Raw genomic sequence first — 14173 nt, 5'->3', positions numbered from 1 at the left:
TATGTCTTATCAGGCAAATGATTACTCAAAATTAATTGGAATGCAGGGATTCAGTGAAACACTTCTTAAAAATCACTTTACTCTGTATCAGGGCTATGTGACAAATACAAATAAACTTCTTGACACCCTTAAAGCAATGCTCAATGAAGGTAAACAGAGCACACCTGAGTATGCAGAGCTGAAAAGAAGGCTTGGATGGGAGTGGAATGGCGTAAGACTTCATGAGCTTTACTTTGAAAATCTTGGCGGTGATGGCGTTTTTCCTCAGGATGGTAAACTGGCAAAGCTGATTAATGAAAACTTTGGTAGCTTTGAAAACTGGTTAAAGGACTTCAAGGCAACAGGCACAATGCGCGGAATCGGATGGGTAATTCTCTATCAGGATACTCTAACAGGCAAACTTATGAATTTCTGGATTAATGAGCATGATGTGGGACATCCCTCAGGTTGTAATCCTCTTCTTATAATGGATGTTTTTGAGCATGCCTTTATGATTGATTACGGACTTAAGCGTGCTGATTACATTGAAGCATTCTTTAAAAACATTAACTGGCATGAAGTAGAAAAAAGAGTAAAATAGGAGGAGTATATGGCTTATACAGTTGATGAATTAAAAAACAAAATTCTTGAAATGTATCCTGAAGTAAAGGAACACGGTTTCAATGTAAATATTTACTACAGCGAAGAAAAACAGGCATACATAATCAGATTCCAGAAAGGCACTTCTGAACTCATAACCCATCTTGACAAACAGGATGCCGATGATTGCATAAACAATGTAAAATGCGTTTATCTTGGAGTTCAGATAGGACAGTTCATCAAGAATTTCACTGAAAGAGAAAGATTTGAGAGAGAAAAGCCTGAAAAGGTTTCAGAATACAAAGCAGTTGAAAAATCCGTTGCATTTGACGAAGAGGGGTATTTAAAAAACATAAATGACTGGAATGAAAAAGTAGCCCAGGCAATTGCTCTCAGAGAAGGACTCGGAATACTATCAAAAGATCAGCTTGAGATTGTAAAATTCATAAACGAATACTACAAAAAATACAACTACTTTCCCGTGCTTAATGCAGTTTGTAAAAATGTTAATCAGCCAAAAGACTGCATAGCGGAAAAATTAATAGACCCACTTTTAGCATGGAAGATTGCAGGACTTCCAAAGCCTGATGATACTTTGGTAAACATAGTAAAATATGGCGTAACTCCAACATAATGGATTACACAATAAAAATTGGTGGTGAAGCAGGACAGGGTATCCAGACAGTCGGGGATATCCTCTCCCATATATTTGCCCGTGCAGGCTATCATGTATTCACCCATCAGGACTATGAATCCCGCATAAGAGGCGGACACAATTTTTATCAGATTAGAATCTCCGACAAACCTGTAACAGCCTCACGAAGCAAGGTTGACATAATAGTTGCCCTTGATAAAGAAAGCATTACGGAGCATGAAAAGGAACTTAGCCCTCAGGGGCATGTTCTTTATGACTCTACTTTTCTTAAAGAAAAGTATGATAAACCACATTTCCTCGATGTTCCTCTTTTTGAGCTTGCTCAAACTCACGGTGGAAGCAAAATAATGGCAAACACCGTGGCAGTGGGTGCTGTTATTGGAATGCTTGGTATGAATCCTGAGATTATGTATGAAACTTTAAGAAAAACTTTTAAGAAAAAGGGTGAGGAAGTTATAGATGCAAACCTGAAATCTTCAAAAGCTGGCTATGAGTATGCCCGTAAGCAGTGTCTTACCTGTTCTTTTATGGTATCAGGATTTGCCTCACCAAAGCTTCTTATTACAGGTAACGAAGCCATAGGTTTTGGTGCAATTGCCTCTGGATTAAAGTTTTACTCTGCCTATCCAATGACTCCATCAACGGGTATATTTAATTTTGTAGCTGAAAATGCAAGGGACTTCGGTATAGTGGTTGAGCAGGCAGAGGATGAAATAGCAGCAGTCAATATGGCAATAGGTGCTTCCTTTGCAGGAGTAAGAGCAATGACAGGTACATCTGGAGGTGGTTTTGCGCTTATGGTTGAAGGTATCTCACTTGCAGGGATGACAGAAACTCCTCTTGTAATCGCACTTGCCCAGAGACCAGGACCTGCCACAGGACTTCCAACAAGAACAGAGCAAGCTGACTTACTTTTTGCCCTTTATGCAGGTCATGGAGAGTTTCCAAAGGTAATATTTGCTCCTGGAAGTCCTGAACAGGCAGTTTATCTTACAAACAAAGCCTTTGACCTGGCTGAAAAATATCAGATCACCGCCATAATTCTTACGGATCAATATCTTGCAGACAGTCAGTGGAGTTATGAAGGATTTGACTTGAGCAAGCTCAAATACAATGACTATCGCTTAAGAGGCGATAAATTTAGAAGACTAAACTACTATGCCAGGCATTCATTTACAGAAACAGGCGTTTCTCCTCTTTTGGTCCCTGGTGACTCAGTGCATCTTGTTGTAACAGACTCTGATGAACACGATGAAGAAGGACACATTATTGAGGATGCAGAGACAAGGATAAAGATGGTTGAAAAAAGACTCTTCAGAAAAATGCCGCTCATAAAGAGAGAGATTGAACCACCAATACTTTATGGAGAAAGTTCTCCTCAGATTGTGCTTTTATGCTGGGGTTCAATGTATGGAATAGTAAAGGAAGTGGTAGATAAACTTTCTGAGAAATATAAAATCGCCATGCTTCATTTCAGCGAACTTTATCCAATGCCTGAAGATATGGGCTGGCTTGAAATCTTAAAAAATGCAAAACTATGCATAAACATTGAGCAGAATGCAACAGGTCAGTTTGCCAGACTTCTTAAGATGGAAACAGGCTTTAGCATTGAAAAGCATATAAATCGCTTTGATGGAAGAGCATTTACAGTGGATGAACTAAAGGAGAAGGTATATGCCTGCATTGGAAGATTATAAAGGAAGAAAGCCTGCCTGGTGCCCTGGCTGTGGAAACTTTATGATTTTAAAAGCCTTCAATGAGGCAATGGTTGAACTGGGACTAAATCCTCACGAATTTGTAATCGTCTCAGGAATTGGACAGGCTGGAAAGTTTCCCCATTATACAAGGTGTCATACCTTTAATGGACTTCACGGAAGAACTCTTCCTGTTGCAACAGGAATAAAGCTTGTCAATCACAGGCTGAAAGTCTTTGCAGTGGCAGGTGATGGAGACTGTTACGGTGAAGGAGGGAATCATCTCATTCATGCCATAAGGCGAAACATAGATGTGAAACTCTTTGTCCATGACAATCAAATTTATGGGCTTACAAAGGGACAGGCATCGCCAACCACAATGAAGGGAGTGGTAACAAAGACTCAGCCATTTGGAGTATTCTCAGAGCAGTTTAATCCCCTTGCCATGGCAATAGCTTTAAACTGTAGTTTTGTTGCAAGAGCCTTTGCAGGTGACATAGAGCATCTGAAATCAGTAATAAAAGAAGCTGTCAATCACAAAGGCTTTGCCCTTGTTGATATTCTTCAGCCATGTGTGAGCTTTAATAAAATTAACACCTTTGAATGGTATCGTCAGAGAGTTTATAAACTTGAAAAGGATTATGACCCATCTGATAGAACCAGAGCCTTTGAAAAGGCTCTTGAGTGGGGTGAAAGAATTCCTATAGGCGTTATCTATAAAGCAGAAAGACTCACCTTTGAGGAGCAGATTCCTGTAATTAGAGAAAAATCTCTTGTGGAACAGAATGTTCAGTTTAATGTTAAAAAATTAATTGAAAAATTTTTATAATTAAAAAGTTGTTTAATGAAAGTTTTAACAAGTATTATTTTAATTGTTTTTTTAATTGTTTCTTCGGCATCAGCTAAAGAAAATTATTTAATCTTTTTGGTCTCTCCAATGGTTTCACCTGTAGCTACAATATCAAACTTTTCTGAATTTGTAAAATATCTTGAAAAAAGGACAGGGAAAAAAATTATTTTAAAGCAACGCAGAAGTTATGATGAGATTAATGAACTTTTAAAAAATGGACAGGCTCATTTTGCTTATTTATGCACTGGTGGATATCTTGCTGGAAGACAACAGTTTGGACTTGAAATTCTTGTAACGCCAATGATACGAAATAAATTAACATATAATTCTTATATAATTGTGAGGAAAAACAGCAGAATTAAAGATATTGCCCAATTAAAAGGTAAAATTTTCGCATTTACAGACCCTCTTTCTTTAACTGGAAAATTATTTATGACCGCATTAATTAATGAAAAGGGTTATTTAACAAAAAATTATTTCTCCAGAACCTTTTATACTGGAGGTCATGAAAACTCCATAGAAGCAGTGGTAAAGGGACTTGCAGATGGAGCTGCTGTACACAGTATTGTTTTTGATGAGATGAAGAAAAGAAAGGAAACTACTATAAATGAAGTAAAAATTATTATGAAATCACCAGACTTCGGCAATCCACCATTTGTTGTGTCTCCAATGTTGTCAGAGAAAGAAAAAAAGCAACTTTTAAAAATTTTAATCACCATGCATAAAGATAAATTAGGCAAGAAAATTCTTGATCTGATTGGAATAGATAGATTTGTATATCCTGAGTCACATATTTATTTTTCTGCACACAAAATATATCAAAAAGTTAGAGAATGAAAAAATTTTTTGACAGTATAATTTTTAAGATTTCAGCTACTGTTACTACTGTAATTTTACTTGTAACTATAGTTTGTACATGGTTTATTATTCAACAGGAAAAAAGGAGACTTAACTTATTTTTAATTCTACAAATTTAGCATTTTCATCAAGATATTTAAGAGCAAAAAGCTGTCTTAATCTATAACTATTTGCTACTAAATGTGGTACAAGTTTATCTAACCATTTATCATGTAAATTAATCATCTGGATAAATAAGTTTATCTCAAGCATCTTAAAGCCTGCAAAATATCCTCCATATTCCATTCTCATATACTCAAGCCCTGCATTAAGAGATTCAGCAGGATAATCCAAAAAAGCTAAAAGGTTTTTTGCTATACTTCTCAAGATATTTACCATAATTTGGATTTACTTTCTTAACCAGTTCAAGTAATTTCTTGAAAACCTCCTTTCCTTCTTCTAAAGATGTAGCTTGTTTTATTGCTTTCCAGAGACGGTAAATTTCTTGAGTATTTTTAAGATTAAGTTTATTTTTTTAGTTTCTATAAAACTGAACAAAACAGAACTGGTGATCTGCAAGTGGAAAGAGCTTAGCAATGAGTTTATCAAGTCCAGTGAAGTGATCAGTGACAAAAATAGTAACTTTACTTAGTCCTCTTGAAATTAGATTTTGAAGAACTTCAGAGCAAAACTTTTTTTAACCATTTGCACCCCCTTAAGTTTAATTTTATCTCTATCATAAATTTTTTACACAAAATTTTGCTTAATCCCCATGGGTAATAAAAATCTTATTGTTCACAATTACGGAAAACTTGCTCTTTCAATCGTCCTTCGTGAAAATGGAGAGGGCTACAGAGCATCATTAAAAAAAGAGGCTATAAATGCCAGTGAGAGAATAAAAAAATTTTTACTAAGAGAGGGTAAACTCAGTCATGAGGAAAGAGATAAACTGATTGAAGATTTTTTAAACCTTGATGAAAAATATTTCAAGATTGAAAAAATCAGGGTGAAACTTCCTACTCGGGATGAACAGCAGGAGATTGTTGAATGTACTGAATGTGAAGAGCTTCAGCCGAATAACTTTACAGCCACTGTAAATGGAAAAATTCTATGCCAATTATGTTCCGGGCAAAGTTATTTTGAAAAAATTTAGTTTATTTAAAACTCCTTCAGATACAAGCTCAGCAGAGTCTTTTGCTATTTTTACTCCGAGATCCTTTGCTTTTTCAATAGTTCTATTCCATACAGTAAGTGCAACACCTTATTCTTTTCATGACGAAAAATTTTCAATTGAAAAAGAGGAAGCCCCAGAACCGTTTTTTAAAATATTGATATAGTGATATTTTATTTTTTCATGATATTTCAATATTGTAACCACACAGGTATTTCAGGTTATTGACAAAGTTATAAAAATCATATAAAATTGATGAAATTTCGGTCTGAAGACTGTTGTAACCTGATTTAAAAAATAATAAGTGGTCATGAAGGCCACAGTTTCGGGCAGAAGCCTGAAGCTGTGGCTTTTTTATTTGATTATGATAGCAACGGAAATAAAGAAAATCTCATACTGGAATGAGAATGCAAAATGGTACAGGCTATGGCGTGAGCACAACTCATACCATGAGCCCATTAAAAACTTCCTTTTTAAATTCACTCAGCCCGGATTAAAAATCCTTGATATCGGTGCTGGAGATGGAGTATTAAGCTTTCCTTTAATAAAAAAAGGTTGTAATGTAACAGCTCTTGAACCTGCTCTGGCAATGCAAAACTATCTTTATGAAAACTCTCTTGCTCATGGCATCAAACTAAAAATTGAACCAAGAAGATTTGAAGAATTAGAATGCTATGAAATCAGAGAGTTTGATTTTGCTTTAGCCTGTAACAGTCTTCACCTTACTGAATATGGAATTGAAGGCTCAATGTTCAAGCTTTTTAGCTCTCAGGTGCAAAGTATTTTTCTTGTTACTGAGAGAGCCTTCTGTCCTGATGATTTTAACTTAATTTATCCTGAATACACACTGATTTTTAACCACTCCTACATCTCAGAAAGCTCCTTTGCCTATCACAGCCTTGATGAGATTTTTGAACATTGGGAGTTTAAATACAAAAGAGAGCTTTTCAGCTGGGAAAAACAAAAGCTTTTAAAATCAATTACTTACGAAAAGGGACATTACTGGCTCAAAGATTTTGCAGTAGTAAATATATTTTACTGGAGGAGGGGAGTATGAAATTAAACAGGGGTTTATTAGTCTATGGGCAAAGGGGAGTTGGCAAAACAACTTTTCTGCTTTCAAAGACCTTGAATAAGCCTTTCTTTATATATCTTTTATATATCTGTTGACCATCCGCTGGTCGTGGACATCAATATATATATGAGCTTGAAGAGATGGCTTCCAGAGCAGGTTATCAGGGTATTGTCTTTGATGAAATTCAATATGCAAGAAATTGGTCGGTTCAGATTAAAGCATTATACGATTCTTTTCCCGATGCATATATCTGGGTCAGTGGAAGCAGTAGTTTGCTTCTTAAATGACGGAATAGATCTGCCAATAAGGAATAAGATACCCCTTTATTTTTTAGGATTACTTTATTATCAGGGTAAATCCAAATTCCCATTCTTTTTGCATGCTAAAACAGTAAAGGGAAGTTTTCGGGAATCAGTCTGCTTAAACCCTCATGTTTTGCTGGCAATCTCTTTTCAGATTATCAAGCAAATTCACAAGATTGTGTGATAGGGTTTCTATCTGTCTGTATAGTTCTTCAGCTCGCTTTGTATCTCCACGATTGCAGGCAGAGATTGCCTCTTTTGCCAGAGAGTGAATTCTTGCATGGGGCTCATCTATTGCTTTAAAACTTGCAAGGTGTCCACAGAGTCTCTGACCTTCATCAAGATACCATTTACCAAATCTACAGTTTCTATGGTCTGGAAGCTGCTCTGCAGAAAGAGAAAGTGAACCAGTAAGGCAGGCTCCAATTTTTCCTACAAATACTCTGTGGTCTGTCTTTGCAAGGTCAATGACTAAAAACCTACTTGCCTCTGTTTTAAAGCCTGATGTGGCATTTCTTAAATCTTCCACGATCTTTGTAAGTTCATTTACGCTTGTCATGACTTCCGAGGCAATCCTTTCCATCTCCTTTGCAATCTCCGATGTTTTTTCTATATTCTTTGCCACCTCCTCACTTGCTGCAGACTGTTCATCCACTGCTGTTGCAATCTGTGTAATCTGATCTTTCACTCTGTTTACTGAATCAACAATGTGTAGGAGAGAGTTTCCAAGTTCCTTGATAAATTCATTTGCCTTTGTGACATTTTTAAGAGAAATATCCATTGATCTGCTTGTTGCCTCAGCCTCGTTCTGGATGTTTCTAATTTTTTCTGATATTTCATCGGTTGCCTTTATTGTCCGCTCTGCCAATTTACGAACCTCATCAGCTACTACTGCAAAACCTCTTCCCTGTTCACCCGCTCTTGCTGCCTCTATTGCTGCATTGAGAGCAAGAAGATTGGTCTGGTCAGCTATGTCTTTTATTACTGTTACAATCTCACCTATTTCTTCTGCTCTCCGATTAAGACTTTGAACAACCTGAGAAAGTTCTGCAGTGGATTGATAAACTTCCTCCACAACCTTTATAGCATCATTTGATAGTGCTTTGCCTTCACTGGCTGTTTTCATTGCTTCCTCTGCGCTTTCCGCTGCCTGAGAGGCATTTTTCGCAATGTCAGTTATTGTCTGACTCATCTCTTCAGCAGCTGTTGCAATCTGAGATGCCTGTGAGGACTGATTGCGAGAACCATCAGAAGCTCTCTCAGCCCGTTCCCTTAACTTATCCGTTGAATCTATTACACCAACCACTGTCTGAAGGATTTTATCTATAATTCCTGAAAAAGATTGAACCATTCCATTAAGATGACTTCCAAGCTGAGATATTTCATCTTTGCCTTTGGTTTCAACCTTTGTGGTTAAATCATCCTTAGAGACTCTTTCTATCAGATTAGAAAAATTATAAATGGGCTTAATTATCTTTTTCTGAGTCATAATAAAGATAAGTGCCAAAAGAGCAACATTGACTGCAAATATTGTGATCTGAATAACTTTTGAGGTAACTACTTTTTTTCTGGAGTAATTCTCTGCTGCAAAGACAACTTCGTTTGTAAGTTTGAAATAGTCTTCCGAGTCCTCAAGAAGCTTTCCTGAAAGGGTCTTGTCCTGTCTGAAGTTTTTAATTAAATTCTTTAAAGATGCCCATTTTGTTTTAAGCTCATTAAGTTTTGAGGTAAACCTCTCATCAGTTACCTTTGGAAGGTTTAACTCCTTGCTTCCTTCGGAAAGTCCTGTGATAATTTTATCAAGATTTGCAATAAGCTCATCAGATGGTTTTCCCGCAAGTTCAAGTTTTATCAGTCTCTGCGTTCCACCTCTAACTATGCCAGCGTAATTTACAACTCTTCCATCGTCAGTCATTCCTGCGAGAGATACAAACATTAAAGCAGTGCCTGTGAGAGAAAAGACAAAAAGGAGATGTATCAAGCCATAGCAAGAAGTCTCCTGCATTAAGAGATGTGTCATTCCCTGCTAATTTTTGATATTTAATTCTTCCTTAAAAAAGTGTTAAACTATTTTATGCTATTCAGCGTTGAGCTCATTGAAGAACTAGAAAATCTTGATCCACAGGTCAGGTCTGCTTTTCTGAAAATTCTCAAACTTATAGAGAAGGCAATAGGTGAAGTAGTAAAGCGTGAAGACTTCCTTGAACTAAAAAGAGAAGTTGAACGACTGGCAAAGGCTGTTGCAGAGCTCGCTGAGGCTCAAAAACGCACTGAACAAAGACTGACACGACTTGAAACAGTTGTTGCAGAACTCGCTGAGGCTCAAAAACGCACTGAACAAAGACTGACACGACTTGAAACAGTTGTTGCAGAACTCGCTGAGGCTCAAAAACGCACTGAACAAAGACTGACACGACTTGAAACAGTTGTTGCAGAACTCGCTGAGGCTCAAAAACGCACTGAGGAAAGACTCAACGAACTCGCTGAGGCTCAAAAACGCACTGAGGAAAGACTCAACGAACTCGCTGAGGCTCAAAAACGCACTGAGGAAGAACTCAGGCAACTTATAGGAGAACACAGAAAAACAAGGGAACAGCTTGGAGGACTCTCTCATGCAATTGGATATGTTCTTGAAGACAGAGCCTACAAAGGGCTTCCCGCTCTCCTTAAAAGAGACTTTGCAGTAGAAAGCATTGAATTCATAAGAAGAGACTACATTGAAATCTCTCCCAACAGATATGAAGAGATAAACATCTTTGGCAAAGCAAAAACTAATGATAAAGAGCAATGGATACTTGGAGAATGCAAAGCCCAGCTTAAAAAGACAGACATAGACAGCTTTCTCAGTAAAGTAAGAAGAGTTGAACCCTATCTCAAAGGAGAAAAGATACTTGTTACAGTCACCTATCAGGCATCACCGCCTGTAAGAAAGTATGCAGAGGAAAAGGGGATTAAACTATACCTGTCCTATGAAATGCCTCTTTAATTTACGGACTAAAGACTGCCATTTCCCTTTCAGGCATTTGCAGTAAAAAGTTGAGATTACCGCGCCAGACCTCATTGGATTCAAAATTTCAGTATTTAAGATATATCAGAAAATCTCCCTAAATTTTATTACAAAGATTTATCACAGGAATTTTCAGACCCTTTGATATATAATCAAGTAAGAGGGTTAAGTCTTCAAATGTTCTGTATATTTTTTCGGTCTGTCTTGGAAATTCTGTAAAAAATAGCTGGTATTTTTTGCCACTAGTCGTTCTTGCATCAACATAGAATAGAAATGTGCCTGTTCTGCTTGAAATCTGATCTCTAATCTCTATTTGTTTAATCTGGGAAATGGGAATAATAACTGAGATAATTAGCTTCTTTACAGTAATAACTCCTCTTAACCTGTCAATAGTGACATTGATTGGAGCTATCATTTTTCTCATGACATTGAAAATTAAAAAATAAAACAGGAATGGAAGAACAAGAGAGAGAGGATTTTTTAATGATTTAAAAAATAAAAGCATAATCAGCAAAATAGGAAATACCACAAAAACAAGAAGCAATCTCAATATGTCATATGTATTAGGCTTCCTGTAGAGTTTTATTCTTGAGTGACCTAATTCTTCAATAATGAGATAGGGTATATTTATACTGTTTCTGTCAATCTCAAGTTTTTCTTCTTCAAAAAACAACTCGCCTGAATCAGTGATTTTTCTTCTTTCATCAAAGCCTTTACTGAAGTTTATTCTGAAACCATCAACTTTACGATAGGCTGTATAAGTTTGAAATCCCGATATTAGAGCGAGATTAAGGAAAATTTTTGCTATATCTTCATTGTTTTCAACTTCATCTATTTCAAAAAATGCAGTAATTTTCTTATAATTTGTCTCCATTTCCATTCTTATCCTTTTTTCCTTACCAATTTTATATAAAGAAACATTGATTTTTAATAAAGATTCAAAGGGGATTTTTTCTTTTTTTCTGAAAATCCTATACTTTATCCAACCAAGCTCCATGAATCTATTAGAACTTTGTACGCTTATCAGAAAGAGTTTAGGGGGAGCTGAAATAAAAATTAAGATCACTATTACAAGAAAAACCATTATAAAGGTAAACAAGAGTAATTCTTTCTTCTCTACTAATAATTTTTCTATCAAAATCAAGAATATGGGTAGTTCAACAATAACAAGGATTAGCAAAAGGAAAATTATTTTTACATCCTTTGTAAAAATGCCTTCTTTTGAGATTAACTCTAACGATTCTGACCAGATGTTTTCCCTTTCTGATAGTTTCATCTTTTCCTTCTAAACCACTTATCAATTTCAACAACCACTATGACTGAAAGAGAGACGAGAAGAATATTCTGCCAGTCAGCCATTGAGATTGGCTGTGTTCTGAAAATCCACTGAAATGCTGGAAGATATATAAAAGCAAGTTGAGCAAGAAAGGATGCAATTAGACTGAAGAAAAGGAATGGATTGCTGAGCAGAGGGATTTTAAATATGGATTCATACTCAGAGCGACTGTTCCATGCTTGAAAAAACTGGAAGAAAACCATTGTGGTAACTGCCACTGTGCGGGCTTTCTCAATAGATGCACCGTTTTCCAGTGCATTCATAAAGTTAAAAACTATTCCCGCTGATATTAGTACTCCCACAATTATTGTCCTTTCAATCAAAAGCTTTGACATTATACCCTCTTTTGGGTCCCTTGGAGGTCTTTCAAGAACTCCCTTTTCTCCTGGCTCAAAGGCAAGAGCTACATCCTGAAGTCCATTTGTTACAAGATTTATCCATAAAATCTGTGCTGGCACATAGGGAATGGGGACGAGGCTTCCTTTGCTACATCTGTTCCGCTTTTGCCCATGGCAATACCTATATGGGCAGACTTCAATGCCGGTGCATCATTTACACCATCACCTGTTACCGCCACAATCTCTCCGTGACGCTTGAACTGCTCAACAATTCTTAATTTATGTTCAGGGGATACCCTTGCATAAACTGAGACTTCCTTTACTTTATGAAAAAGCTCTTCATCGCTCATATTTTCAAGTTCCTTTCCAGTAATAACCTTTGACTTGCTGTCTGAAATTCCAAGCATCTCTCCGATTGCCTTCGCAGTAACTGCATGATCTCCTGTAATCATTACTACCCTGATACCTGCCTTTTTACATCCCTTTATAGCCTCAATTGCTTCAGGTCTTGGAGGGTCAATCATTCCCTGTAATCCAGCAAAAACTAAACCTGAGACAGCATCACACTTTTCCAATTCCCTGCAACTTATTTCTTCAATTTCCTCTCTCACTTCTCTGTAAGCAAATGCAAGAACTCTGAGCCCTTTCTTTGCAAACTCACTGGCAAGATGAAGAACCTTTTCTCTATCTATTTCATTTCCATAGGAATCCTTCACACACATATCAATAACTTTTTCAGGTGCTCCCTTGACAAATATGAATCTTTTACCTTTATGAATGTTTAAGGTTGCCATATAGCCTCTTTCAGATTCAAAGGGAATTATGGCAAACTGTCTGTATTTTTCCTTTTCTTCCTCAGGATTAAGTCCTGCTTTCATAGCTGAAACAATTAAAGCAGCCTCTGTTGGATCTCCCTCAATCCTGTAATCTCCATTATCCAGATAAACAGAGGATTCATTGCAAAGTAAGCCGATTCTTAATAAATCCATGAGATGTTTTCTTTCAGCTGCATTTATGGACAAGCCTTCATGAAGTATCCTGCCAGTTGGCTCGTATCCACTTCCTTCTACTTCATAAACTTCTTTTCCATCGTAAATAACTTTTACTGTCATCTCATTCTTTGTCAGTGTTCCTGTCTTGTCTGAGCCAATAACTGTGGTGCTACCAAGTGTTTCCACTGCGTGAAGCTTTCTTACAATCGCATTGTGCCTTGCCATTCTTGCCACGCCAACTGCAAGAACTATTGTTACAACAACGGGTAAGCCTTCAGGAATGGCAGCCACTGCAGCAGCAACCGCTGTCATAAACATCTCTTTAATTGACTCACCCACAATCAATCCAGCAATGAAAAGCATTACAGATGCTGAAAGCACAAGAATTCCAATGGCATTTGCAAATTTTGTTATCTTATCCTGAAGTGGTGCTCTTACTGCCTCTGCTTCTTTTATGTGCTTTGCAATCTTACCAAATACTGTATTCATTCCTGTTTCAACAACCACACCCTTTGCTCTTCCGCTTACCACAACGGTTCCCATGAATGCCATATTTTTCTGGTCTCCATAGGTGAGATTTTCCTCTTTTATTGTGTGATGATGTTTTTCCACAGGAAGAGATTCTCCAGTAAGTATGGATTCATCAATCTTAAGTTCAACAGTGTGAATAAGTCTTATGTCCGCAGGAACACGAATTCCAGAGTAAAGAAGAACAATATCTCCAGGAACAAGCTCTTCACTGCTGATTTCCCTTTCCACTGCATCCCTCAGCACCTTTGCCTTTGGAACGAGCATTTTCTTCAGCGCTCTAACACTCTGCTCAGCCTTGTATTCCTGAAAATAACCAATAATTGCATTAAGTATGACCACTGCAAAGATTACTGCTGCATCAATGTATTCTTTAAGAACTATGGAGATAGTTCCGGCGATTAGAAGAATATAAATAAGAGGGCTTGTAAACTGATGAAGGAAAATCTTAAATTTTTTGACTCTGTCTTCTTCCTGAAGCCTGTTATAACCGTATTTAACAAGCCTTTTCCGGACTTCTTCAGAGGTTAAGCCTTTTTCATTAGTGTTAAGTTTTTGATAAATATCTCTTATGCTAAGTTGATACCAGTTCCTCATCAGGTTCCTTTAAAAATTTTTCCTGCAACTCAGGAGAAAAATTTGTAAGGATTGTATCATCCTCAATTCCAAGAATCAAAAGAATTTTTTTAAAGTCCTTTAAAGTTTCAAAAAAGAATCTTGCAGAAGAAACATAGGTTACAACCTCTATGGAGTCAAATTTTTGAGGATTAAAAAATTCCCTGAATGAATCTGAAAATTTTTCATTATTG

At 36.8% G+C, this 14173-nt stretch carries 14 protein-coding genes and 1 pseudogene; 9 read left to right on the top strand and 6 right to left on the bottom strand.

The genetic code is table 11. The features are described 5' to 3' along the window. The first annotated feature begins 1 nt into the window (after position 1). The 5 genes from V4D30_RS02385 to phnD are packed head-to-tail and all read left to right on the top strand — an operon-like array spanning position 2 to position 4615. Positions 2 to 580, top strand: coding sequence for a Fe-Mn family superoxide dismutase (locus tag V4D30_RS02385; RefSeq protein WP_353684656.1), 579 nt, complete (start codon positions 2 to 4; stop codon positions 578 to 580). Between the two features lie 9 nt (positions 581 to 589). Beyond that, positions 590 to 1213: a TusE/DsrC/DsvC family sulfur relay protein gene (locus V4D30_RS02380; protein WP_353684655.1), complete on the top strand. Its 624-nt coding sequence runs from the start codon at positions 590 to 592 to the stop codon at positions 1211 to 1213. After that, positions 1213 to 2931, top strand: a complete 1719-nt coding sequence (locus tag V4D30_RS02375; protein ID WP_353684654.1) for a 2-oxoacid:acceptor oxidoreductase subunit alpha — start codon at positions 1213 to 1215, stop codon at positions 2929 to 2931. The genes V4D30_RS02380 and V4D30_RS02375 overlap by 1 nt, the downstream gene beginning before the upstream one ends. After that, positions 2909 to 3757, top strand: a complete 849-nt coding sequence (locus V4D30_RS02370) for a 2-oxoacid:ferredoxin oxidoreductase subunit beta (protein WP_353684653.1) — start codon at positions 2909 to 2911, stop codon at positions 3755 to 3757. The genes V4D30_RS02375 and V4D30_RS02370 overlap by 23 nt, the downstream gene beginning before the upstream one ends. A 15-nt stretch (positions 3758 to 3772) precedes the next feature. Then, a complete protein-coding gene (gene phnD / locus V4D30_RS02365; protein ID WP_353684652.1) occupies positions 3773 to 4615 on the top strand; it encodes a phosphate/phosphite/phosphonate ABC transporter substrate-binding protein in 843 nt (280 codons plus the stop codon). Positions 4616 to 4726: 111 nt separating this feature from the next. Here phnD and V4D30_RS02360 read toward each other — a convergent pair whose 3' ends face one another. Beyond that, positions 4727 to 5014 carry a hypothetical protein gene (locus V4D30_RS02360; RefSeq protein ID WP_353684651.1) on the bottom strand — a complete coding sequence of 96 codons (288 nt, stop codon included), beginning with the start codon at positions 5012 to 5014 and terminating at the stop codon, positions 4727 to 4729. A gap of 136 nt (positions 5015 to 5150) precedes the next feature. Beyond that, positions 5151 to 5297, bottom strand: a pseudogene (locus tag V4D30_RS02355) (transposase); the annotation flags it as partial. 90 nt (positions 5298 to 5387) lie between these two features. Here V4D30_RS02355 and V4D30_RS02350 point away from each other — a divergent pair. The 3 genes from V4D30_RS02350 to V4D30_RS02340 all read left to right on the top strand — a co-directional run bounded on the left by V4D30_RS02350 (position 5388) and on the right by V4D30_RS02340 (position 7148). Beyond that, positions 5388 to 5768 (top strand): FmdE family protein, encoded by a 381-nt coding sequence (locus tag V4D30_RS02350; protein ID WP_353684650.1) that lies wholly within the window; start codon positions 5388 to 5390, stop codon positions 5766 to 5768. Positions 5769 to 6096: 328 nt separating this feature from the next. Beyond that, on the top strand, positions 6097 to 6843 hold the full coding sequence (locus V4D30_RS02345) for a class I SAM-dependent methyltransferase (protein ID WP_353684649.1): 747 nt from the start codon (positions 6097 to 6099) through the stop codon (positions 6841 to 6843). 158 nt (positions 6844 to 7001) lie between these two features. Further along, a complete protein-coding gene (locus V4D30_RS02340; RefSeq protein WP_353684648.1) occupies positions 7002 to 7148 on the top strand; it encodes an AAA family ATPase in 147 nt (48 codons plus the stop codon). Positions 7149 to 7281: 133 nt separating this feature from the next. Here the strand turns inward: V4D30_RS02340 and V4D30_RS02335 are convergent, their stop codons facing one another. After that, positions 7282 to 9183, bottom strand: a complete 1902-nt coding sequence (locus tag V4D30_RS02335; protein ID WP_353684647.1) for a methyl-accepting chemotaxis protein — start codon at positions 9181 to 9183, stop codon at positions 7282 to 7284. Between the two features lie 54 nt (positions 9184 to 9237). On the opposite strand from V4D30_RS02335, the gene V4D30_RS02330 reads away from it, so the two are divergent. After that, positions 9238 to 10149 carry a chordopoxvirus fusion protein gene (locus V4D30_RS02330; protein ID WP_353684646.1) on the top strand — a complete coding sequence of 304 codons (912 nt, stop codon included), beginning with the start codon at positions 9238 to 9240 and terminating at the stop codon, positions 10147 to 10149. 118 nt (positions 10150 to 10267) lie between these two features. Here the strand turns inward: V4D30_RS02330 and V4D30_RS02325 are convergent, their stop codons facing one another. From V4D30_RS02325 to V4D30_RS02315, 3 genes are read right to left on the bottom strand one after another with little or no spacing between them, the layout of a single operon-like run. Next, the gene (locus tag V4D30_RS02325) at positions 10268 to 11446 is read right to left on the bottom strand and encodes a hypothetical protein (RefSeq protein WP_353684645.1); all 1179 of its coding nucleotides are present in this window, start codon (positions 11444 to 11446) and stop codon (positions 10268 to 10270) included. Next, a complete protein-coding gene (locus tag V4D30_RS02320) occupies positions 11443 to 11964 on the bottom strand; it encodes a cation transporting ATPase C-terminal domain-containing protein (RefSeq protein ID WP_353684644.1) in 522 nt (173 codons plus the stop codon). The genes V4D30_RS02325 and V4D30_RS02320 overlap by 4 nt, the downstream gene beginning before the upstream one ends. Then, on the bottom strand, positions 11940 to 13961 hold the full coding sequence (locus V4D30_RS02315) for an HAD-IC family P-type ATPase (protein ID WP_353684643.1): 2022 nt from the start codon (positions 13959 to 13961) through the stop codon (positions 11940 to 11942). The genes V4D30_RS02320 and V4D30_RS02315 overlap by 25 nt, the downstream gene beginning before the upstream one ends. Positions 13962 to 14173 lie beyond the last annotated feature (212 nt).

It is taken from the genome of Thermodesulfovibrio sp. 3907-1M (genome assembly GCF_040450955.1).
In the GTDB taxonomy this organism is placed as follows: Bacteria; Nitrospirota; Thermodesulfovibrionia; order Thermodesulfovibrionales; family Thermodesulfovibrionaceae; genus Thermodesulfovibrio; species Thermodesulfovibrio autotrophicus.
Note: the sequence above shows the minus strand (reverse complement) of the source record. Positions and strands in the feature narration are given on the sequence as shown.

Excerpts from the sequence above, each read along its gene's own strand:
- V4D30_RS02385 (WP_353684656.1), top strand. The coding sequence starts at position 2 with ATGTCTTATCAGGCAAATGATTACTCAAAATTAATTGGAATGCAGGGA.
- V4D30_RS02380 (WP_353684655.1), top strand. The coding sequence starts at position 590 with ATGGCTTATACAGTTGATGAATTAAAAAACAAAATTCTTGAAATGTAT.
- V4D30_RS02375 (WP_353684654.1), top strand. The coding sequence starts at position 1,213 with ATGGATTACACAATAAAAATTGGTGGTGAAGCAGGACAGGGTATCCAG.
- V4D30_RS02370 (WP_353684653.1), top strand. The coding sequence starts at position 2,909 with ATGCCTGCATTGGAAGATTATAAAGGAAGAAAGCCTGCCTGGTGCCCT.
- phnD (WP_353684652.1), top strand. The coding sequence starts at position 3,773 with ATGAAAGTTTTAACAAGTATTATTTTAATTGTTTTTTTAATTGTTTCT.
- V4D30_RS02360 (WP_353684651.1), bottom strand. The coding sequence starts at position 5,014 with ATGGTAAATATCTTGAGAAGTATAGCAAAAAACCTTTTAGCTTTTTTG.
- V4D30_RS02350 (WP_353684650.1), top strand. The coding sequence starts at position 5,388 with ATGGGTAATAAAAATCTTATTGTTCACAATTACGGAAAACTTGCTCTT.
- V4D30_RS02345 (WP_353684649.1), top strand. The coding sequence starts at position 6,097 with ATGAAGGCCACAGTTTCGGGCAGAAGCCTGAAGCTGTGGCTTTTTTAT.
- V4D30_RS02340 (WP_353684648.1), top strand. The coding sequence starts at position 7,002 with ATGGCTTCCAGAGCAGGTTATCAGGGTATTGTCTTTGATGAAATTCAA.
- V4D30_RS02335 (WP_353684647.1), bottom strand. The coding sequence starts at position 9,183 with ATGACACATCTCTTAATGCAGGAGACTTCTTGCTATGGCTTGATACAT.
- V4D30_RS02330 (WP_353684646.1), top strand. The coding sequence starts at position 9,238 with ATGCTATTCAGCGTTGAGCTCATTGAAGAACTAGAAAATCTTGATCCA.
- V4D30_RS02325 (WP_353684645.1), bottom strand. The coding sequence starts at position 11,446 with ATGAAACTATCAGAAAGGGAAAACATCTGGTCAGAATCGTTAGAGTTA.
- V4D30_RS02315 (WP_353684643.1), bottom strand. The coding sequence starts at position 13,961 with ATGAGGAACTGGTATCAACTTAGCATAAGAGATATTTATCAAAAACTT.